22 protein-coding genes are annotated in these 20898 nt (G+C 65.1%); 12 read left to right on the top strand and 10 right to left on the bottom strand.

Translation table 11 applies throughout. From position 1 onward, the window contains the following. Positions 1 to 78: 78 nt before the first annotated feature. On the bottom strand, positions 79 to 690 hold the full coding sequence (locus tag GL279_RS13485) for a DUF1190 domain-containing protein (RefSeq protein WP_155065164.1): 612 nt from the start codon (positions 688 to 690) through the stop codon (positions 79 to 81). A gap of 3 nt (positions 691 to 693) precedes the next feature. After that, a complete protein-coding gene (locus GL279_RS13480) occupies positions 694 to 1917 on the bottom strand; it encodes a glutathionylspermidine synthase family protein (RefSeq protein WP_155065163.1) in 1224 nt (407 codons plus the stop codon). A 147-nt stretch (positions 1918 to 2064) separates the two neighbouring features. On the opposite strand from GL279_RS13480, the gene GL279_RS13475 reads away from it, so the two are divergent. The 5 genes from GL279_RS13475 to GL279_RS13455 are packed head-to-tail and all read left to right on the top strand — an operon-like array spanning position 2065 to position 7298. Continuing rightward, positions 2065 to 3654: an ABC transporter substrate-binding protein gene (locus GL279_RS13475; protein WP_155065162.1), complete on the top strand. Its 1590-nt coding sequence runs from the start codon at positions 2065 to 2067 to the stop codon at positions 3652 to 3654. Positions 3655 to 3675: 21 nt separating this feature from the next. Next, positions 3676 to 4737, top strand: a complete 1062-nt coding sequence (locus GL279_RS13470; RefSeq protein ID WP_155065185.1) for an ABC transporter permease — start codon at positions 3676 to 3678, stop codon at positions 4735 to 4737. Next, positions 4734 to 5639: a nickel transporter permease gene (gene nikC / locus GL279_RS13465; protein ID WP_155065161.1), complete on the top strand. Its 906-nt coding sequence runs from the start codon at positions 4734 to 4736 to the stop codon at positions 5637 to 5639. The genes GL279_RS13470 and nikC overlap by 4 nt, the downstream gene beginning before the upstream one ends. Next, entirely contained in the window at positions 5636 to 6502 is an 867-nt protein-coding gene (locus tag GL279_RS13460) for an ABC transporter ATP-binding protein (RefSeq protein WP_155065160.1), read from the top strand. The genes nikC and GL279_RS13460 overlap by 4 nt, the downstream gene beginning before the upstream one ends. Positions 6503 to 6545: 43 nt before the next feature. Next, the gene (locus GL279_RS13455) at positions 6546 to 7298 is read left to right on the top strand and encodes an ABC transporter ATP-binding protein (RefSeq protein ID WP_155065159.1); all 753 of its coding nucleotides are present in this window, start codon (positions 6546 to 6548) and stop codon (positions 7296 to 7298) included. On the opposite strand, the gene GL279_RS13450 is transcribed toward GL279_RS13455, so the two are convergent. The 5 genes from GL279_RS13450 to GL279_RS13430 form a co-directional block, all read right to left on the bottom strand. Next, positions 7295 to 8026: a VIT1/CCC1 transporter family protein gene (locus tag GL279_RS13450; protein WP_155065158.1), complete on the bottom strand. Its 732-nt coding sequence runs from the start codon at positions 8024 to 8026 to the stop codon at positions 7295 to 7297. The genes GL279_RS13455 and GL279_RS13450 overlap by 4 nt on opposite strands. Positions 8027 to 8109: 83 nt before the next feature. After that, on the bottom strand, positions 8110 to 8940 hold the full coding sequence (locus tag GL279_RS13445) for a metal ABC transporter permease (protein ID WP_155065157.1): 831 nt from the start codon (positions 8938 to 8940) through the stop codon (positions 8110 to 8112). Further along, positions 8937 to 9800, bottom strand: coding sequence for a metal ABC transporter permease (locus GL279_RS13440; RefSeq protein WP_155065156.1), 864 nt, complete (start codon positions 9798 to 9800; stop codon positions 8937 to 8939). Before GL279_RS13440 ends, GL279_RS13445 begins: the two co-directional genes overlap by 4 nt. After that, the gene (locus GL279_RS13435) at positions 9797 to 10651 is read right to left on the bottom strand and encodes a manganese/iron ABC transporter ATP-binding protein (RefSeq protein ID WP_155065155.1); all 855 of its coding nucleotides are present in this window, start codon (positions 10649 to 10651) and stop codon (positions 9797 to 9799) included. The genes GL279_RS13440 and GL279_RS13435 overlap by 4 nt, the downstream gene beginning before the upstream one ends. Next, the gene (locus tag GL279_RS13430) at positions 10644 to 11567 is read right to left on the bottom strand and encodes a metal ABC transporter substrate-binding protein (protein WP_155065154.1); all 924 of its coding nucleotides are present in this window, start codon (positions 11565 to 11567) and stop codon (positions 10644 to 10646) included. Before GL279_RS13430 ends, GL279_RS13435 begins: the two co-directional genes overlap by 8 nt. A 76-nt stretch (positions 11568 to 11643) precedes the next feature. Between GL279_RS13430 and GL279_RS13425 the strand changes: the two genes are divergently transcribed. Together GL279_RS13425 and GL279_RS13420 are read left to right on the top strand one after the other, a co-directional pair. Continuing rightward, the gene (locus GL279_RS13425; RefSeq protein ID WP_155065153.1) at positions 11644 to 12066 is read left to right on the top strand and encodes a Fur family transcriptional regulator; all 423 of its coding nucleotides are present in this window, start codon (positions 11644 to 11646) and stop codon (positions 12064 to 12066) included. Next, positions 12063 to 12422: a YigZ family protein gene (locus GL279_RS13420; protein ID WP_155065152.1), complete on the top strand. Its 360-nt coding sequence runs from the start codon at positions 12063 to 12065 to the stop codon at positions 12420 to 12422. Before GL279_RS13425 ends, GL279_RS13420 begins: the two co-directional genes overlap by 4 nt. A 4-nt stretch (positions 12423 to 12426) precedes the next feature. Here GL279_RS13420 and GL279_RS13415 read toward each other — a convergent pair whose 3' ends face one another. The 3 genes from GL279_RS13415 to pth are packed head-to-tail and all read right to left on the bottom strand — an operon-like array spanning position 12427 to position 14316. Beyond that, positions 12427 to 12789 (bottom strand): DUF2237 family protein, encoded by a 363-nt coding sequence (locus GL279_RS13415; protein WP_211371316.1) that lies wholly within the window; start codon positions 12787 to 12789, stop codon positions 12427 to 12429. Next, positions 12789 to 13556, bottom strand: coding sequence for a DUF2332 family protein (locus GL279_RS13410; RefSeq protein WP_281348980.1), 768 nt, complete (start codon positions 13554 to 13556; stop codon positions 12789 to 12791). The genes GL279_RS13415 and GL279_RS13410 overlap by 1 nt, the downstream gene beginning before the upstream one ends. A gap of 43 nt (positions 13557 to 13599) precedes the next feature. Next, positions 13600 to 14316, bottom strand: coding sequence for an aminoacyl-tRNA hydrolase (gene pth, locus GL279_RS13405; RefSeq protein ID WP_155065150.1), 717 nt, complete (start codon positions 14314 to 14316; stop codon positions 13600 to 13602). Positions 14317 to 14511: 195 nt separating this feature from the next. Here pth and GL279_RS13400 point away from each other — a divergent pair, with 195 nt between their 5' ends. From GL279_RS13400 to GL279_RS13380, 5 genes are all read left to right on the top strand, one after another. After that, positions 14512 to 15141 (top strand): ATP-dependent Clp protease proteolytic subunit, encoded by a 630-nt coding sequence (locus tag GL279_RS13400; protein WP_155065149.1) that lies wholly within the window; start codon positions 14512 to 14514, stop codon positions 15139 to 15141. A gap of 163 nt (positions 15142 to 15304) precedes the next feature. Further along, on the top strand, positions 15305 to 16570 hold the full coding sequence (clpX, locus tag GL279_RS13395; protein WP_155065148.1) for an ATP-dependent Clp protease ATP-binding subunit ClpX: 1266 nt from the start codon (positions 15305 to 15307) through the stop codon (positions 16568 to 16570). 743 nt (positions 16571 to 17313) lie between these two features. Beyond that, positions 17314 to 18918, top strand: a complete 1605-nt coding sequence (locus GL279_RS13390) for an ABC transporter substrate-binding protein (protein WP_155065147.1) — start codon at positions 17314 to 17316, stop codon at positions 18916 to 18918. Positions 18919 to 18987: 69 nt separating this feature from the next. After that, entirely contained in the window at positions 18988 to 19995 is a 1008-nt protein-coding gene (locus GL279_RS13385) for an ABC transporter permease subunit (protein WP_155065146.1), read from the top strand. Continuing rightward, on the top strand, positions 19992 to 20894 hold the full coding sequence (locus GL279_RS13380) for an ABC transporter permease subunit (protein ID WP_155065145.1): 903 nt from the start codon (positions 19992 to 19994) through the stop codon (positions 20892 to 20894). Before GL279_RS13385 ends, GL279_RS13380 begins: the two co-directional genes overlap by 4 nt. Positions 20895 to 20898 lie beyond the last annotated feature (4 nt).

The raw sequence follows: 20898 nt of genomic DNA, 5'->3' as shown, positions 1-20898 counted from the left end.
GCTCTGCCCCCAGCCCTGGCCCGGCCCTCGACGGGCCCGGTCAGGGCTTCCCCCGGGGTATTTGGAAAATGGCGAAACCTAGCCGCCGAAGCTGCTGCGGCCGCCGGAGGAGGAGGGGCGGGAAGTGGCCGACGCACCGAAGCCGCCGCGCTGGTTGACCTGAGTGGCCGACATCGGCGGTTTGCCGAGCGTGGTCGGGGCACGCTGGAAGCTTTGCGCGGGCACCTTGCCGGCGCCGCGGTTCGTGGCAAAGCTCTGGTCGCCCTTGGGGGTGGCGTATTTGCCATCGGCCGTGCGCACCATCGGCTGCGAGAAGATGCCGCCGCCGCGCGACATCATCGAGCCAAGCATATAGCCCATGAAGAGCGGCATGAAGGAAAAGCCGCCGCCGCTTTGCTGCTGGGCCGCCGGATCGCCGCCGCAATTGCCCACGCCATGTTCCTGTTCGCAGAGCTCCTTGGAGGCATAGCGCGGTGCGGTCTCCATGAACTCCTGCTTGGCGGCGTCGAAGTTCTTGCGGCAGTCGTCCTCGGTGAACCACAGCTCGTTCTGCTTGCTGGCGGCGATGCAGCTTTCGAGATCGGGAAAGCTTTGCGCATCGACCTGATCATCCTTGCAGGCGGTCAGCGTCAGGGTTGCCGTGCCGGCCAGGATCAGGGCGGCGCGGCGGCCGCGTTTGCGGAGGATCATGGGTCAGCCCTCGATGAAATGCGGCTTGAAGCGCGACAGGTTGTGGGTGATGCGCGAGCGGTCCTCGCGCAGGCCGATGCCGGTGCAGGTCTCGCCGATGATCCATGCGCCGACCACCGGATGAAAACCGTCGAAATCCGGCAGGGGCGCCAAAGCCTGCACGATCATCGGGTGGTGCGAATAGCTGTCATCCGGGGTGGTGACCGGGGGCTTGCCCGGCTGGATCAGCGATACGCCGGCGCCTTCGCGCGAGAAGATCGGCTTGGTGACATGGCCGGCGCGCAGCTGCGCCTCGGCGGCGGCAAAGGCTTGGGCGACATGCGGCGCAGGGCTGCCGCCGGTCAGCGCATCGGCCACGTCCTCCAGAAAGAAGGCCGGCAGCAGGTTCGGATGGCCCGGCGCGATCTGCCACAAAAGCGGCAGGATCGCCTTGTTCGATACCAGCGCCTTCCATGGCGGTTCGATGAAGCGGGTGCCCGAGGATTGCAGATGCGGCGCAAACTCGTCGCGCAGCATGTCCTCCCACGGGTAAAGCTTGAAGAGCGTGCCGATCACCCGCGACTCGGCATCGGCGAATTGACCATCCTCGCTGAGCCCGATGGCCGAAAGCGCGGTGAAATGCGCGCCCAGCCCGGCCTCGCGGGCGGCCCAGGCCAGCGTCTCGACCGTAGCGTAATCCTCGGGGTTGTCGGGGTCGGCGGCGAAATGCACATCCTCGGCCGGGGTGTTGATTTCGGCGAAACGTTCGACCAGCGATTCGTGGATGCTGTTGAACTGGTCGCTGTCCGGTCCCAGCACGCCCGCCTGCTGCTGCTGTTCGAACCACAGCCATTGGAACGAGGCGCTTTCGTAAAGCGAGGTCGGGGTGTCGGCGTTGTATTCCAGCAGTTTGGCCGGGCCGGTGCCGTCATAGGCCAGATCCATGCGACCATAAAGCGCAGGCTCGCCGCGGCGCCAGCTGTCGGCGATGAAATCGCGCTGTTCGGGCGGGATCGCCATGCGCTCCAGCCAGTAGTCATCCGCAATCGCCTGCGACACCGCCTCGCGGCAGAGCGCGTCAAGTTCGGTCGCCGGCGCTTCCAGATCGTTTTCGATCTCGTGCAGGGTAAAGCGATAGGCGCTGGTTTCGTCCCAATAGGGCTCGCCGCCCATATCGGCAAAGGTAAAGCCCAGTTTGCGCGCTTCGTCGCGCCAGCCGGGCCGCTCGGGCAGATGTCGTTTTTCCATGCTCTCTCCTTGTTTACGACATGGAGGACGCGATCGGGTTTCGCAACCCGTCGATCGCAAGGCACGGCTTGCCCTGTCGCGGTCTTCGGGCCAATCTGCTACCATTCCAGCCCCGGAAAAAGGGGTATGACAACGGGGAAAACCGAGATGTTCCAGAGTTCGATTCGCGCGCTGATGCTGGCCAGCGTGGTGGCCTTCGCGCCGGCGGCCTTTGCGGCAACGCCGGCTGATACGCTGGTCGTCGCCGGCCAGATCGACGACATCATCAGCATGGATCCGGCGCAAAGCTTCGAGCTGTCGGGCCAGGATGTGATCAAGAACCTTTACGACCGGCTGGTGGATTTCGATCCCGTCGATCTGAACGCCGGCATCAAGCCGAGCCTTGCCGAAAGCTGGGAGGTCAGCCCTGATGGCAAGACCATCACCCTGACCATGCGCGAGGGCATCAAGTTCCAGTCCGGCAACCCGGTGCGTGCCGAGGATGCCGCATGGTCGCTGCAGCGCGCGGTCAAGCTGAACCTGTCGCCGGCCTTCATCCTGAACCAGTTCGGCTTTACCGCCGAAAACGTCGATCAGCAGGTCGGCTTTGACGGCAACAAGGTGATCCTGAAGCTGGATCAGCCCTATGCGCAAAGCTATGTCCTGAACAGCCTTGCCTCCGAGGTCGCCTCGGTGGTGGACAAGGAAACCGTGCTTTCGCATGCCGAGGGCGAGGATCAGGGCAACAAGTGGCTGTCGACCAATTCGGCCGGCTCGGGTCCCTTCACGCTGGCTGCATGGCGCCCGAACGAGGCGGTCCAGTTCGCGGGCAATGCCGATTACTGGCAGGGCGCTCCGGCGATGAAACGCGTCATCGTGCGCAACGTGCAGGAAAGCAGCGCCCAGCGGCTGCTGCTGGAGCAGGGCGATATCGACGTGGCGCGCAACCTGACGCCGACCGATATCGAGGCGCTGTCGAACAGCGACAAGCTGGTGGTCGGCAATGAGCCGCGCGGGCGCATCCTTTACATGGGCCTGAACCAGAAGGACCCGATCCTGTCGAACCCGGCCGTGGTGCAGGCCATGCGCTATCTGATCGACTACAAGGGCATCGAGGGCAGCTTCCTGAAGGGCCAGTTCAAGATCCACCAGAACTTCCTGCCCGAGGGCTATCTGGGGGCCTCGGACGAGAACCCCTGGACCTATGATGTCGAAAAGGCGCGCAAGCTGCTGGCCGATGCCGGGGTGAGATCGGGCACGATCAAGACCACGGTGCGCGATATGGCCGAATACAGCAACGTGATGCAGACCCTGCAGGCGTCGATGGCACAGGTCGGGCTGACGCTGGAGATCCAGCAAGTCACCGGCGCGCAATCGCTGGACGCCTATCGCGCGCGGCGGGTGCCGATCTATATTGGCGAATGGGGCCCGGATTACGCCGATCCGAACACCAATGCCTCGACCTTTGCCTATAACCCCAACAACGCCGATGACGCGAAACTGTCGCAGCTGGCCTGGCGCAACGCCTGGGCGGTGCCGGACGACATGAACAAGGCCACCATCGCCGCGACGCTGGAGGGCGATACCGACAAGCGCAAGCAGATGTATCTGGACATCCAGCAGCAATATCGCGACATCGCGCCGATCATTCCGCTGTTCCAGCGCATCGAGCGCGACGGGATGCAAAAGAACGTCCACAACTGGACCGCCGGCGGCTCGGTCACCTCGGCCATGTATGGCAAGGTCACGAAGGAATAGGGCGTGGCGCATCCGGACATGATGGCCGGGCCGGGGGCAAGACCGCCCTCGGCCCGGCGCGGCGCCCGTCTGGGCCGCCAGCTGCGTGGCGTGGCCGGCGTTCTGCTGTCTTTGGCGCTGACGCTGCTGGGGCTGTTGCTGGTCACCTTTATCATCGGCCGCGTCATGCCGATCGACCCGGTGCTGAAGGTGGTGGGCGAGCGCGCGACGCAGGCGCAATATGATGCGGCGCGCCTTGCCATGGGGTTGGACCAGCCGCTGTGGCGGCAATTCCTGACCTATGCCGGACAGGTGCTGCATGGCGATTTCGGGCGCTCGATCTCGACCGGCCATGCGGTGACCGAGGATCTGCGGCGCGTCTTTCCGGCCACGGTCGAGCTGGCGACGCTGGGCACGCTGATCGGCGTTTGCGCGGGCGTGCCTCTGGGGGTGATCGCGGCGGCGCGGCGCGGTCGCTGGATCGACCAGATCGCGCGCGTGGTGGCGCTGATCGGCTATTCGATGCCGATTTTCTGGCTGGGGTTGATGGGGCTTTTGCTGTTCTACGGCATTCTCGGCTGGATCGGCGGTCCGGGGCGTCAGGGCATCATCTATGACGGCATGGTGCCCGAGGTCACCGGGATGATCCTGATCGACAGCCTGCTGTCGGGCGACTGGGGCGCGTTCCGCGATACCTTCAGCCATATCATCCTGCCGGCCAGCCTGCTGGGTTATTTCAGCCTGGCCTATATCAGCCGGATGACCCGCAGCTTCATGCTGGAGCAGCTTTCGGCCGAATACATCACCACCGCCCGGGTCAAGGGGCTCAGCGAGCGGCGGGTGATCTGGGGCCATGCCTTCCGCAACATCCTCGTGCCGCTGGTCACGGTGATCGCGCTCAGCTTTGCTTCGCTGCTCGAAGGCTCGGTGCTGACCGAGATCGTCTTTTCCTGGCCCGGGCTGGGGCAATACATCACCAAGGCGCTGCTCGCCGGGGACATGAACGCGGTGCTGGGCGGCACGGTGCTGATCGGCACCTGCTTCGTGGTGCTGAACATCGCCTCGGACATTCTCTACCGCCTGCTAGACCCGAGGGCCGCATGAACCCCACCACCCGCACATGGCTGCTGAGCGACGCGCCGCAGACCCGCAGGCAGGCACGTCTGGGTGCGCTCTATCAGGGCTGGCTGACCTTTCGCGCCAACAAGCTCGCCATGCTGGGGCTGGTGATCCTGCTGGCCCTGCTGGGCATCGCGGCCTTTGCGCCCTGGCTCGCGCCGCAAAACCCGCTGGCGCAGGATCTGGCCGGGCGGCTGAAGCCGCCGTCCGCGGCGCATTGGCTGGGCACCGATGCCTTGGGCCGGGACATCCTGTCGCGGCTGATCTACGGCTCGCGCGTGACGCTGTTCATCGTGGGCACCGTGGCGCTGATCGCGCCAGTGATCGGGCTTTTCATTGGCACCGTGGCGGGCTTTGCCGGCGGCTGGGTCGATCAGGTGCTGATGCGGATCACCGACATCTTTCTGGCCTTCCCCAAGTTGATCCTTGCGCTGGCTTTCGTTGCGGCACTTGGCCCCGGGATCGGCAATGCGGTCTTGGCACTCGCCATCACCTCATGGCCGCCCTACGCCCGGCTGGCGCGGGCCGAGACGCTCAGCATCCGCAACGCCGATTACATCGCCGCCGCCCGGCTGCAAGGCGCGGGGCGGCTGCGGCTGCTGATCGGCCATATCTGGCCGCTCTGCATCAGTTCGCTGATCGTGCGGGTGGCGCTGGACATGGCGGGGATCATCCTTTCGGCGGCAGGCTTGGGCTTTCTCGGCCTTGGCGCTCAGCCACCGATGCCGGAATGGGGCGCGATGATCTCGGACGGGCGCACCTATATCCTCGATTTCTGGTGGGTCGCGGCCATGCCCGGCATGGCGATCTTTATCGTCAGCCTGGCCTTCAACCTGCTGGGTGACGGCCTGCGCGACGTGCTGGACCCGAAAGGAGCCAAGGAATGAGCCCGCTTCTGTCGCTGCGTAACCTGCGTGTCAGCTTTCCCACCCGCAGCGGCACGTTCGATGCCGTGCGCGGCGTCAGCTTTGATCTGGGCCGCGAAAGGCTGGGGGTGGTGGGCGAATCCGGCTCAGGTAAGTCGATGACCGGGCGCGCCATTCTCGGCCTTGTGCGCCCGCCGGGCCGCGTCAGCGCCGACCGGATGGAGCTTGACGGCGAAAGCATTCTGAACCTGCCCGAACGCCGCATGCGGCAATTGCGCGGCGCGCGCATCAGCATGGTGATGCAGGACCCCAAGTTCAGTCTGAACCCGGTAATGACCATCGGCCGCCAGATCACCGAAGGCTACCGCCTGCATTCCGGCCAATCCGCCGCCGCCGCCCGGCAAAAGGCGCTCGACATGCTCGAAGCGGTGCAGATCCGCGACCCCGAGCGCGTCTTCAACGCCTATCCGCATGAAATCTCGGGCGGCATGGGCCAGCGGGTGATGATTGCGATGATGCTGGCACCAGACCCGGAAATCCTGATCGCGGATGAGCCCACCTCGGCGCTGGATGTCTCGGTCCGGAACGAGGTCCTGAACATCATGGACAAGCTGGTGCGCGATCGCGGCATGGGGTTGATCTTCATCAGCCATGACCTGAACCTCGTCGGCCAGTTCTGCGACCGGGTGCTGATCATGTATGCCGGCCGCGTGGTCGAGGAACTGCCCGCGCGCGAGTTGCACAACGCCCGCCACCCCTATACGCGCGGCCTGCTCGACAGCCTGCCGCGGCTCGACCGCCCGGTCGGCCGGCTGGCGGTGCTGCAACGTCAGGACAGCTGGCGCGACGCGGAAATCACCACCCCGCTGCCCGAAGGCCTGTGATGCTTCACCATTTTCCAAATACCCAAACGCAACGGCGCCAGCCATGCTGACGGTCCGGGATCTCGATGTCTGGTTCGGCCACCCGCCCGACCGCGTCGATGCGGTCAGCGCGGCCAGCTTCAGCGTCGCCAGCGGCGAAAGCTTTGGCCTCGTCGGCGAATCGGGCTCGGGCAAGTCGACCATCCTGCGGGCGATCACCGGGCTGATCGGCACTTGGTCCGGCACGATCACCGTGGATGGTCAGCCCGTGACCGGCCAGCACCGCAGCAAGGCCTTTCACAAGACCGTGCAGATGGTGTTTCAGGACCCCTATGCCAGCCTGCATCCGCGCCACTCGGTGGACCGCGTGCTGTCCGAAACCCTGCATCTGCAGGGCATGGATCAAATCGACCGCCGCATCACCGCGCTTCTGGACAGCGTGGGGTTGGGGCGCGGTTTTCGCTTTCGCTACCCGCACCAGCTTTCGGGCGGACAGCGCCAGCGGGTGGCGATCGCCCGAGCACTGGCGGCCGAGCCGCGCCTGCTGCTGCTGGACGAGCCGACCTCGGCGCTGGATGTCAGCGTGCAGGCCGAGATCCTGAACCTGCTCTCGGACCTGCGGCGCGAGCGCGGGCTGACCTATGTGATGGTCAGCCACGATCTGGCGGTGGTGGCGCATATGTGCGACCGGCTGGCGGTCATGCGCGCGGGCCGCGTCATCGAGGAAATGCCGGCCTCGGCCTTGCGCGCGGGCACGGCGGTCAGCGATTACGCCCGCGCGCTGATTGCAGCCAGCGCCAGTTATCAGCCGGCCTAGACCGAGACGCCAAAGATCCGTCCGACCACGGCGGTGATCGCCAGTGCCGCCAGACCACCGACGACGACACGCAGCACGGCGCGCGCCACCGGCGCGCCGCCGGCCCAGGCCCCCAGCGCACCCAAAAGCGCCAGCGCCAGCACGACCGAGATCAGCACGCTGACGATGACCGCCCCGCCGGGCGCCAGCACCGCCGCGAGCAGCGGGATCGCCGCTGCCGCGCTGAAGGTCAGGGCCGAGGCTGCGGCCGCCTGCAGGGGGTTGGCGCTTGACGCCTCGGACAGGCCCAGCTCGTCGCGGACATGGGCGGCCAGCGCGTCATGCTCGGTCACCTCGCGCGCCGCCTGCAGGGCGGTGCCGGGTGACATGCCGCGCGATTCATAGATCGCGGCCAGCTCGTGCAGCTCGTCCTCGGGCATGTCACGCAGGGCTGCGCGTTCGCGGGCGATATCGGCGCGCTCGGTGTCCGATTGCGAACTGACCGAGACATATTCCCCCATGGCCATCGACATGGCGCCGGCGACCAGCGCCGCCACGCCCGCGATCAGGATCGCCTGCCGGCCGGGATCGGCGGCGGCGACGCCCACGATCAGCGCCCCCACCGACACGATGCCGTCATTGGCCCCCAGCACCGAGGCGCGCAACCAGCCCAGCCTGCCGATATAATGCGGGTCGTCGGGATGTGCGCTCGGATCTTCGCGATAGTCTTGGCTGATGCTCTGGCTCATGCGGGCTGCCTTCGATAGAGGGGTGGCGTGGTCAAGCCCTAACTTAGCCCCGTTGTCGGCCAAGTCCAAATGGCCGCACCCCGTCAACCGGCGGTATTTCGCCTTGTGGCGACGTTTCGCCACAGGAAGGCGGCGATAAACTGTATCAGCAGCAGCAAGACGATGGTTGGCGCCGGTGCGCTGTCCAGCCAGAAGCTGACCCAGACGCCGGCCAGCGTGCTGAACCCCGCAACCGCGACCGCGACCCCCAGCATGACCGCCAGCCGCCGCGCCAGCAGGAAGGCGATGGCACCCGGCGCGATCAGCAGCGCCACCGACAGGATGATGCCCACCGCGCTCAGCATCGCGACCACCGTGGCCGAGATCATCGCCAGCAGCGCGTAATCCAGCCAGCGCACCGCCAGCCCCGAGACCCGCGCCTGCACCGGATCAAAGCTCGCCAGCGCGATGTCGCGCCATTTCAACAGCAGCGCCCCCCCGACCAGCGCCGAGATGATCGCGCCCAGCCGCAGGTCGTCGGGACCGATGCCCAGCATGTTGCCAAACAGGATATGGTCCAGATGCAGCTCGGACGGGATGGCAGTATAGAGCACCATGCCCAGCCCGAACATGCCCGACATGACCACGCCCAGCACGGTGTCGCGCTTGATGCGGCTGTTGCCCTGCAGCCAGCCGGCGGCCATGGCCGAGCCGAGCCCGGCGACGAAGGCCCCAAGGATCAGCGGCACCCCCGCGACATAGGCCAGCACCACGCCCGGCAGGATCGCATGGCTGACGGCATCGCCCATCAGCGACCAGCCACGCAGCACCAGAAAACAGCTGAGCAGGCCGGCGGGCAGGGCGACCATCAGCCCCAGCAGCGCCGCATCGCGCATGAAAGGAAACGAAAACGGCAGCGTCAGGAACTCGGTCATGCCACCGCCTCCCTGGCGCGGCGCCGTGCCGCAAGCAGCCCGTGCTTGGGTGCCAGCAGAAAGGCGGTCAGAAACAGCAGCGTCTGCAGGCAGACGATGACCCCGCCGGTCGCGCCATCCAGAAAGAACGAAATATAGGCCCCCGCTGCCGAGGTCAGCGACCCGATCGCCACCGCCAGCAGGATCAGCCGCGGAAAGCGGTCGGTCAGCAGATAGGCGGTCGCGCCCGGCGTGACGACCAGCGCCACCACCAGAAAGGCCCCGACCGTCTGCATCGCGGCCACGGTGCAGGCCGACAGCAGCGTAAAGAACATCAGCCGCAGCCGCCCCGGCGACAGGCCGATGGTGCGGGCGTGGTTCTCGTCAAAGAACACCACCATCAAGTCGCGCCATTTCAGCGTCAGCACCAGCAGCGAAATGCCACCGATCAGCGCCAGCTGGCGCACATCCTCGGGGGTGATGGCAAGGATATTGCCCATGGTGATGGTCTGCACAGAAACCGCCATCGGGTTCAGCGAGACCATGAACAGGCCCAGCCCGAAAAAGCCGGTAAAGATCAGCCCGATGATGGCGTCCTCTTTCAGCCCGGTGCGCTGGTTCAGAAACAGCATGGTCAGCGCCGCCAGCCCGCCCGACAGGAACGCCCCCAGCGCAAAGGGCAGGCCCAGCATATAGGCGCCCGCGACGCCCGGCACGATCGAATGGCTGAGCGCATCGCCGATCAGCGACCAGCCCTTGAGCATCAGATAGGCCGAAAGAAAGGCGCAGACCGCGCCGACCAGCGCCGAGACCCAGATCGCGTCGCGCATGTAACCGTATTGAAAGGGCACCAGCAGGGTGTCGATCAGCGTGCCGTTCATTTCGCGGACACCTCCGGCGAGCGGGTCTCGCCGTCATAGAGCACCAGCGGCCGCTCGTCGTCGGTCAGCATGGTCACGGCGCGGGGATCGTCGTCGTCATGGATCTGGCGCGCGTCCAGCACCAGATGGCGCAGCACGCCGCCAAAGGCCTCGCGCAGATTGGCCGGGGTAAAGACTTCGGCCGTCGGCCCCGAGGCCAGCACCGTGCCCTTGACCAGCACCACCCGGTCGCAGAATTCCGGCACCGAGCCCAGATCATGGGTCGAAACCAGCATCACCCGGCCCTCGGCCCGCATCTGGCGCAGCAGGTCGATGATCGCGGCCTCGGTCTTGACATCGACGCCGGTAAAGGGCTCGTCCAGCAGGATGACCGAGGCCCCCTGCGCCATGGCGCGGGCCAGAAACACGCGCTTTTTCTGCCCGCCCGACAGTTCTCCGATCTGGCGCTTGCGGAATTCGGTCATGTTGACGCGGGCCAGAGCCTCGTCCACGGCGCGCCGGTCCTCGGGGCGGGTGCGGCGCAAAAAGCCCATATGGCCATAGCGGCCCATCGTCACCACGTCCTCGACCAGCACCGGGAATGTCCAATCGACCTCTTCGGATTGCGGAACATAGGCGATCAGGTTCTGGCGCAGCGCCTGCGGCACGCTCATCCCCAGCACCTGCACCGTCCCGCGCGAGGCCGGGACAAAGCCCATCAGCGCCTTGAAAAGCGTCGATTTGCCCGCGCCATTGACGCCGACCAGCGCCGTGACCGAGCCCTGCGGCACGCTGAAGCTGGCATCGCGCAGCGCGGTAAAGCCGTTGCGATAGGTGACGGTCAACCCCTTGGCGAGGATCCCTTCAGTCATGGTCAAGTCCCTGCATGATGGTGGTGGCGGTGACGCGCATCAGGTCCAGATAGGTCGGCACCGGGCCATCGGGCGCCGACAGGCTGTCGACGTAAAGCACGCCGCCATAGCGCGCCCCGGTCTCGGCTGCGATCTGGCGCGCCGGCCGGTCCGAGACGGTGCTTTCGGAAAACACCACCGGGATGCGGTATTGGCGGATCGTATCGACCACGCGGCGCACCTGCTGCGGTGTGCCCTGCGCATCGGCATTGATCGGCCACAGGTAAAGCTCGTGCAGCTGGAAATCGCGCGCGAGATAGGAAAATGCCCCCTCCGAGGACACCAGCCAGCGCCGGTCGTCGGGCAGGGCGCGGGCGCGGTCGCGCAGCGGGCCGATGGTGCGGGCCAGATCACCCTTGTAGCGCCCGGCGTTGCGCGCGTAATCGGCCTGACCGTCCGGGTCCAGCCGCGACAGCGCCGCCGCGATATTGTCGATATAGATCATCGCGGTATCCAGCCCCATCCAGGCGTGCGGATTGGGCTTGCCGCGATTGCTGCCGCCCGAAATCGGCATTGGCTCGACGCCCGCGCTGACCACGGCCGAGGGCAGATCGCCAAGGTTGCGCAGGAATTGTTCGAACCACAGTTCGAGGTTCAGCCCATTGCGCAGGATCAGGTTGGCGCCGCGCGCGCCGATCAGGTCGCTTGGCGTCGGTTCGTAATTGTGGATGTCGGCGCCCGGTTTGGTGATCGAAACCACCTCAAGCCGGTCGCCGGCGATATTGCGCGCCATGTCGGCGATGATGGTGAAGGTGGTGACCACCTTGGGCCGGATTTGCGCCAGAGCCGGAGCGGCAAGCCCCCCGAGCAGGGTGGCCGATGCTCCGGCCAGGGCAGAGGCCAGAAGGTGGCGGCGGTGCAAAATGATGTTCGTCATAGCCAGAAGCATCTGCGAAGCATTCGCAACTGTCAAGCGTATTGCAGTCCGGCCGCCGCTGCGGGAAAAGGGGGGCATGACCCATGAAGCCCGTGCCCTAGCCTTCGAGACCGCCCTGCGCCGCGCCGGCGTGCGCATCACGCGCCAGCGTGCGGCGCTGTTGCGTGTGCTGGCCGCCGCCGAGGACCATCCCGACGCCATCCAGCTGTTCCAGCGCGCCACGGCGGCGGGGGCGGGCGTGTCGCTGGCGACGGTCTATCGGACGCTGTCCGCGCTTGAGACGCAGGGGGTGATCCTGAAGCAGGTCTTCGAGGGGGCAGCAGCGCGATTCGAGCCGGCCGACACCCGCCACCACGACCACATGATCGACGTCGACACCGGCGAGGTGCATGAATTCGTCAATGAGCGCATCGAGCGTTTGCAGGCCGAGATTGCCGCCGAAATGGGCTATGAGATCGTCCGCCACCGGCTGGAGCTTTACGTCCGCCGCAAGCCATGACCCTGCAAGTCTTTGACAAGATCATCTCGGACCGTGGCTCGCGCTATGCCGTCTCGGGCGGGCCGGCGCGCAACCGCGCCGAGGCCGAGGCATTGCTGGCCGAGCTGCGCTCGAACAAGCGGTTCGCCAAGGCCACGCATAACACCTGGGCCGCGATCCTGTCGGGCGAGGGCGTCAAGGACGATGACGGCGAAAGCGGCGCGGCTCAGATCATCCTGCAGATGCTGGAACGCGCCGGGCTGAACGATCACATCGTCATCGTCACGCGCTGGTATGGCGGCAAGCATCTGGGCGGCGACCGCTTTCGCCATGTCGTCGATGCCGTGCGCCACTATCTGACCGAACGCCGGGCCTGAAACGCTAGGCCTTATGCGCCTGCAACAGCTCCAGCGGCACGATGTCGAGCGTGCGCATATGGGTGGATTCCAGCACGACCAGCGGTGCGGCCAGCTCCTCGGCCGCCTGCATGAAGCGCGCGGCGCAAAGGCACCAGCGATCCCCTGGTTTCAACCCGGCAAAACGGTATTCCGGGCGCGGCGTGGACAGGTCGTTGCCAAGGTATTTCGACAGCGCCAGAAACTCGGCATTGACGATGACGCAGACCGTATGGCGGCCACCATCCTCGGGGCCGGTATTGCAGCAACCGTCGCGATAGAACCCGGTCAGCGGCGCCATCGAGCAGGGCTCCAGCGCCCCGCCCAGCACGTTCAGCGGCTTGTCCATCAGGTCGTCTCCCTTGGTCGCCAGTCGATCCATTGCGCATGGGCATGGGCCCGGCCCAGATTCCAGCTGCGCATCCGTCCCTTGTCCCACAGCCGCAGCTGCAAGGCCATGCCCTCGGGGCCGGCCGATTCCATCGAGACATGGCAGAGCGGTTTTCCGGGCGTGGTGGCGGCGCCGGTCTCGTGCAGCAAGGTTTCGATGCGGGCGCGGCTTTCGGCCGGGAAATACTGCGCGGCGACGGTGTGATAGACCATACGGCCGCGTTGGGCTGGCCGGGCCAGCTGCGTGGCCAGCCAGGGCGCGGCATCGCCCTGATCGACCTGCGGCGGGTGTTGGCAAGCGATAGCCAGAGCCGCCCGCAGCCGTGCCGCCCGCTGCGGCTGATCGGGCCAGACATAAGCCAAAAGCCGCAGGCCATCGCGGATGGCATCGACCGGGCTTAGATCGACCCCGCGCGCCGTGCCGAACCGCAGCGGCCGCGGATCGGGCGGGGTGCCGTGCCAGTCGGGCGTCAGTATGACGCCATCGGGCTGCGCGTCCATCCGTTCTGGATCAAGGTGATACAGCGGGAAGTTAAGGTTAAGTCCCGCGCTGGCGCCCAGCTCCAGCAGGTCCAGATCGTCATGGCCCAAGCCGGCCAGAAACCGACTGGCGGCGATCAACACCGCCGCGCGGCCGACCTCGTTGGTTTGCGGCGCGCGTGAGATCCATTCCAGGAAATGCCTATCATGCCCTTGAAAGACATGGACAAGATCGCCTCCGTTCAGTTCGGTTGCGGGCAGGGCGTCCGTCAGGACCAGCGCCAGCGCGTCACCGGAACCGCTCGCCCAAGGCGCGCAGACGCTCGCTCAGCGAGGCGGGCGGCGTGTCGGCGGCGTCGGGTGCCTTGGCGGGCACGGGCTTCTCGACGGCCGGTTTTGCCGGGGCGGCGCCCGGCGGTTTCTGGCCGCTGTTGCGCGCCGGTGCCACCCTTGCGGCCACGGCATTCATCAGCCGCGCGTCATCGCCCGAGGCCAGATCGGTCGCCCCGTCCGAGATGCCGCGCAACATATCCTCGACCAGAGCCTCCTCGGCCTTGGCGAAATCCGACAGCACATAGCCCGCGACGCGGTCCTTGTGGCCGGGATGGCCGATGCCGATGCGCAGGCGGCGGTAATTCTCGCCGATATGCTGGTGGATCGAGCGCAACCCGTTGTGGCCCGCGTGGCCGCCGCCCAGCTTGCTGCGCAGCTTGCCCGGCGCAAGGTCCAGCTCGTCATGCAGGACGACGATATCGGCGGGTTCGAGCTTGAGATAGCGCATCGCCTCGCCCACGGACTGGCCCGAAAGGTTCATGAAGGTGCCGGGTTTGAGCAGGGTGACGCGCTCACCGCCAAGCCGGCCCTCGGCCACCTCGCCCTGAAACCGCGCGCGCCAGGGCGAAAGCCCGTGATCGGCAGCGATGCGGTCCAGCGCCATGAAGCCGATATTGTGGCGGTTTTTCTGGTATTTCGCGCCCGGATTGCCCAAGCCGACGATCAGTTTCATCATCTTCTCCGTCACTTGACGACAGGATACCGGGGCGCGGGGATGGGGGCAAATTTTATCGCTCTCTTGTCCTTGGGGCCGGGCGTTACTAAGACTCTGTCAATGTTTCGCCTCTAAGAGGTTTGATTGCGGGCGCGTCCCGCGGGCGAATCGCGAAACGGGCAGGCCAGGCAGGGACAAAAAGCAAGGAAGCACATGCAAGATCCGGCAGAATTCTACATGAACACCCTCGTCCCGATGGTCGTCGAACAGACCAGCCGGGGCGAACGCGCCTATGACATCTTTTCGCGCCTGCTCAAGGAACGGATCATCTTCCTGTCCGGCCCGGTGCATGACGGGATGGCGACGCTGATCTCGGCGCAGCTGCTGTTTCTTGAGGCTGAGAACCCGACCAAGGACATCAGCATGTATATCAACAGCCCCGGCGGCGTGGTGACCGCGGGCCTGTCGATCTATGACACGATGCAATATATCAAGCCGCGCGTCTCGACGCTGGTGGTGGGGCAGGCGGCCTCGATGGGGTCGCTGCTGCTGTGCGCAGGCCAGCCGGGGCACCGTTTCTCGCTCCCCAACAGCCGGGTGATGGTCCACCAGCCCTCGGGCGGGTTCCAGGGGCAGGCGACGGATATCCTGATCCACGCGCGCGAAACCGAAAAGCTGAAGCGCCGCCTGAACGAGATCTATGTCAAGCACACCGGCCGCAGCCTCGAAGAGGTCGAAGAGGCGCTGGAGCGTGACCGGTTCATGTCGCCCGAAGAGGCCAAGGAATGGGGCCTGATCGACGAGATCCTGGAAGCGCGCGGCAAGGCCGAGCCCGGCAGTTGAGCACTCCTGCGGGATCGCTAAACTTGGGGCTTTTTGGGGATTGTGACAGGCCGGGTCGGCCCGTAACATGTCCTTTGATGCGCGGGCCGGCTTCGGCCGTTCCCGCACCATGCGGCGGGCCGGCAATCCAGCCGGTTCTCCGGTGCAATACGAGGATCAACTGATGGCCAATCCGACCGGCGGCGACAGCAAGAACACGCTCTACTGCAGCTTCTGCGGCAAGAGCCAGCACGAGGTGCGCAAGCTGATCGCCGGTCCCACCGTGTTCATTTGCGACGAATGCGTCGAATTGTGCATGGACATCATTCGGGAAGAGACCAAGACCTCGGCGCTGAAATCCGGCGATGGCGTGCCGACCCCGCGCGAAATCTGCAATGTGCTGGATGATTACGTCGTGGGCCAGGAACATGCCAAGCGCGTGCTGTCCGTCGCGGTGCACAACCACTACAAGCGGCTGAACCACAGCTCGAAGGCCGATATCGAACTGGCCAAGTCGAACATCCTGCTGATCGGGCCGACCGGCACCGGCAAGACGCTGCTGGCCCAGACTCTGGCACGCATTCTAGACGTGCCGTTCACGATGGCCGATGCGACCACGCTGACCGAAGCTGGCTACGTCGGCGAGGATGTGGAAAACATCATCCTGAAGCTGCTGCAGGCCTCGGAATACAACGTCGAGCGGGCGCAGCGCGGCATCGTCTATATCGACGAGGTCGACAAGATCACCCGCAAGTCCGACAATCCCTCGATCACCCGTGACGTGTCGGGCGAGGGCGTGCAGCAGGCCCTGCTGAAGATCATGGAGGGCACGGTGGCCTCGGTGCCGCCGCAAGGCGGGCGCAAGCATCCGCAGCAGGAATTCCTGCAGGTGGACACGACGAACATCCTGTTCATCTGTGGCGGCGCCTTTGCCGGTCTGGACCGCATCATCGCGCAGCGCAACAAGGGCACGGCGATGGGCTTTGGCGCCTCGGTCAAGGAAAGCGACGACAAGGGGGTGGGCGAGCTCTTCAAACAGCTCGAACCCGAGGATCTGCTGAAATTCGGCCTGATCCCCGAATTCGTCGGCCGTCTGCCGGTGATCGCCACGCTGGGCGATCTGGACGAGGCGGCGCTGATCAACATCCTGACCAAGCCCAAGAACGCTTTGGTCAAGCAGTATCAGCGGCTGTTCGACATCGAGGACGTCAAGCTGACCTTCACCGAGGATGCGCTGACCGCCATCGCCCGGCGCGCGATCAAGCGCAAGACCGGGGCGCGCGGGCTGCGCTCGATCATGGAGGATATCCTGCTGGATACCATGTTCGACCTGCCCGGCATGGACAGCGTGGCTGAGGTCGTGGTCAATGAAGAGGCCGTGGACAATCCCAGCGCCAAGCCGCTGCTGATCCACGCCGACCCGAAAAAGGAAACCGCGACTGCGAGCTGACGGCGCGGACAGGGAAACGCGAAAGCCCCGGCAGGACCGGGGCTTTTTCATGGCTGCGCGGCGAAACCTCGTAACGCAGCGATCGGGTTGGGCGTGTGGGCGCAAAGCCATGGGCCCGCGCTGAGCGCAAGCCGCGGCGCCGTAGCGCGTGCAAGCCATAGTCTTGCGCCGGTCGCGCCACAGGCAGCGCTGGAGACAAAAAAGCTATCGCCAGCGCTGAGCGCGGGCCGTAGCTCCATAGCGAGTGCGAGCATAGATTTGTGCCGAGAGCGAACCGCAGCCCCGCGTCGGTGGCGCGCCACAGGCTCGCGCTGAGGCAAAGGCCGTGGCCAGTGCTGAGCGCGGGCCGCAGACCCGTAGCGAGTGTGAGCCATGGACTTGCGGCCGCAGACCGACATTGGGTGCAAGCAGGGTGGCACGGCCAAGACAACGGGCCCCCACCCGGGCATCCGGTCGCAGCCGGCACGTAAACTCTTTGGCAGGTAGCGGTTGACAGAACTTCAGGCTCGGCGATGCTTCGGGCTAGCGGCGGTCGGCGGGCGGAACAGAATCGGCGCGGCATGAGGAGGATATGCGACCACGGGTCCACTGCGCGGCAGGATGTCGTGGCGAGAGACAGTTTTTCGCAATATTTCGCGACGTCACGCTGGCGAAACGCCGGTTCAAAGGTCAAGTCTCTTGACCCGAACCCGCTTCAAGTTCTGCATCGGTTGAAACGAATAAATCCAGACATGGGAGGCCTAATGTCGATCTTCTCACCCCGCATCCTGGCGGTGTCCGCTTTGGCACTGATGGCGGCGACGCCGCTGAGCGCCAAGACCTTCGTCTATTGCTCGGAAGGTTCGCCCGAGGGGTTCGATCCTGCGCCCTATACCTCGGGCACGACCTTCGATGCGTCGGGCCATGCGGTCTATAACCGTCTGGTGCAGTTCAAGCCCGGCACGACCGAGATCGAGCCGGCGCTGGCTGAAAGCTGGGATGTCAGCGAGGACGGGCTGACCTATACCTTCCATCTGCGCAAGGGCGTCAAGTTTCACTCGAACGACAAGTTCACACCCTCGCGCGATTTCGACGCCGATGACGTGATCTTTACCTTCATGCGTCAGGCCGATGCCAAGGATCCGTGGCACGAATATATCCCCGGCATCACCTATGAATATTACTCATCGATGGAGATGGACAAGCTGATCAAGTCCATCGAAAAGGTCGATGACAATACGGTGAAGTTCACGCTGAACCATCCCGAAGCGCCGTTCCTTGCCAATATCGCCATGCCCTTCGTCTCGATCCTGAGCAAGGAATATGCCGATACGCTGGACAAGGCCGGCACGCGCGAGGATCTGAACAACGTCCCGATCGGCACCGGCCCGTTCAAATTCGTCGCCTATCAGAAGGACGCGGTGATCCGTTACCAGAAAAACGCCGATTACTGGGGCCCGGCACCCAAGATCGACGATCTGGTCTTTGCGATCACCCCCGATGCCTCGGTGCGGCTGCAAAAGCTGAAGGCCAACGAATGCCAGCTGATGCCCTATCCCTCGCCTGCCGACATCGCTGACATCAAGGCCGATCCGAACCTGAAACTGGACGAGCAGGCCGGCCTGAACGTCGGCTATCTGGCCTATAACACCACGGTTGCGCCCTTCGACAAGCCCGAGGTCCGCAAGGCGCTGAACATGGCAATCGACAAGAAGGCGCTGGTCGATGCCGTCTATCAAGGCGATGCCGTCGTGGCCAAGAACCCGATCCCGCCGACCATGTGGGGCTATAACGACGCCATCGAGGCCGACAAATACGACCCTGCGGCCGCCAAGGCCGCGCTGGAGGCCGCCGGCGTCAAGGACCTGTCGATGGAGGTCTGGGCGATGCCGGTGCAGCGCCCCTATATGCCGAACGCGCGGCGCGCGGCCGAACTGATCCAGAGCGATTTCGCCAAGGTCGGCGTCAAGGTCGATATCGTCAGCTACGAATGGGGCGAATACCTCAAGAAGTCGATGGAGGAAGGCCGCAAGGGCGCCGTCATTCTGGGCTGGACCGGCGACAATGGCGATCCGGACAACTTCCTGTCGGTGCTGCTGAGCTGCGCGGCGGCGACGCCGGGCGGGGCCAACCGGGCCTATTGGTGCAACAAGGACTTTTCGGATCTGCTCGCCAAGGCCAAAGCCAGCAGCGATCACGCCGAACGGGTCAAGCTTTACGAAGAGGCGCAGGTCATCTTCAAGAAAGAGGAACCCTGGGCCACGCTGGCGCATTCGACGCAATATGTGCCGATGCGCAAGAACGTGACCGGCTTTGTGCAGTCGCCGCTGGGTGACTATACGTTCGAAAACGTCGATCTGACCGAGTAACCCTCGGTTTCACGCATTGTGGCCGTGCGGGGGGATGCCTCTCGCACGGCCCTTTTGGATCAGGGTCCGATGCTGAGATTCATTCTTACCAAGCTGCTTTATCTGGTGCCGACCATGCTGGGCATCACGCTGGTGGCATTCGGTTTCATCCGCCTGCTGCCGGGCGATCCCGTGTTGCTGATGGCCGGTGAGCGCGGCGTCGCGCCCGAGCGTTACGCCCAGATTGCCGCGCAGCTCGGCTTCGACAAGCCGGTCTGGCAGCAATATCTGCTGTATCTCAACAACCTGCTGCATGGCGATCTGGGCAATTCGCTGGTCACCAAGAAGCCGGTCCTGTCCGAATTCCTGACCCTGTTCCCGGCCACGGTCGAGCTGGGGCTTTGCGCCATCATCATCGCCACGGCGGTCGGCGTGCCGGTGGGGGTGATCGCCGCGATCAAGCGCGGCAGCTGGTTCGACCAGATCTCGATGACCGGGGCGCTGATCGGGTTCTCCATGCCGATCTTCTGGTGGGGGCTGCTGCTGATCATCTTCTTTTCCGGCATCCTGCAATGGACGCCGGTCTCGGGCCGCATCAGCCTGATGTATTTCTTTCCGCCGGTGACCGGGTTCATGCTGATCGACAGCCTGATTTCGGGGCAGGCGGGGGCGTTCAAATCGGCACTCAGCCACCTGATCCTGCCCTCGGTGGTGCTGGCGACGATCCCGCTGGCAGTGATCGCACGCCAGACCCGCTCAGCCATGCTGGAGGTGATGGGCGAGGATTACGTCCGCACCGCCCGCGCCAAGGGCCTGTCGCCCCTGCGGGTGATCGGCGTCCACGCGCTGCGCAACGCCATGATCCCGGTCATCACCACCATCGGCCTGCAGATCGGCGTGCTGCTGGCCGGTGCCATCCTGACCGAGACGATCTTTTCATGGCCCGGGATCGGCAAATGGATGATCGATTCGATCAGCCGTCGCGATTATCCGGTGGTGCAATCGGGTCTGCTGCTGATCGCCGCCATCGTGATGATCGTGAACCTGATCGTCGATCTGACCTATGGTCTCATCAACCCGAGGATCCGGCACAAATGACCGATACCACCGTGAAAATCTCGGACGCGGCCATCCGGCGCCGGCAGATCAAGGAATTCTGGTTTTATTTCAGCCAGAACCGCGGCGCCGTCATCGGGCTGGTGGTCTTTGTGCTGCTGGTGCTTACTGCGCTTTTCGCGCCGCTGCTGGCCCCGCATGACCCGACGCAACAATATCGCGACGCGCTTCTGGCGCCGCCGTTCTGGGCCGAGGGCGGGCGCGCCGGTTTCCTGCTGGGCACCGATGCCGTTGGCCGGGACATGCTGTCGCGGCTGATCTATGGCGCGCAATATTCGCTGTTCATCGGCATCGTGGTCGTGGCCATCGCGCTGATCGGCGGCATCTTCATCGGCCTGATCGCGGGCTTTTACGGCGGCTGGGTCGACAATGTCATCATGCGGGTGATGGACGTGGTCTTGGCCTTCCCGTCGCTTTTGCTGGCGCTGGTCTTGGTGGCGGTGCTGGGGCCGGGCCTGACCAATGCGATGATTGCCATTGCCATCGTCTATCAGCCGCATTTCGCCCGCCTGACGCGCGCCGCGGTGATGGGCGAAAAGGCGCGCGAATATGTCACCGCCGCGAAGGTGGCCGGGGCCAGCAATCTGCGGCTGATGTTCAAGACCATCCTGCCCAATTGCCTGGCGCCGCTGATCGTGCAGGCGACGCTGTCGTTTTCCAGCGCGGTTCTGGACAGTGCGGCGCTGGGGTTCCTTGGCATGGGCGCGCAGCCTCCGGCCTCGGAATGGGGCACCATGCTGGCCGAGGCCCGCGAGTTCATTCTGCGCGCCTGGTGGGTGGTGACCTTTCCGGGGCTCGCCATCCTGATCTCGGTTCTGGCGATCAACCTGATGGGCGATGGCCTGCGCGACGCGCTCGACCCGAAACTGAAGCGGAGCTGATGCC

The sequence above is a fragment of the Paracoccus limosus genome, from assembly GCF_009711185.1.
Taxonomy (GTDB): domain Bacteria; phylum Pseudomonadota; class Alphaproteobacteria; order Rhodobacterales; family Rhodobacteraceae; genus Paracoccus; species Paracoccus limosus.
This window is presented reverse-complemented; position numbering and strand designations above follow the sequence as displayed.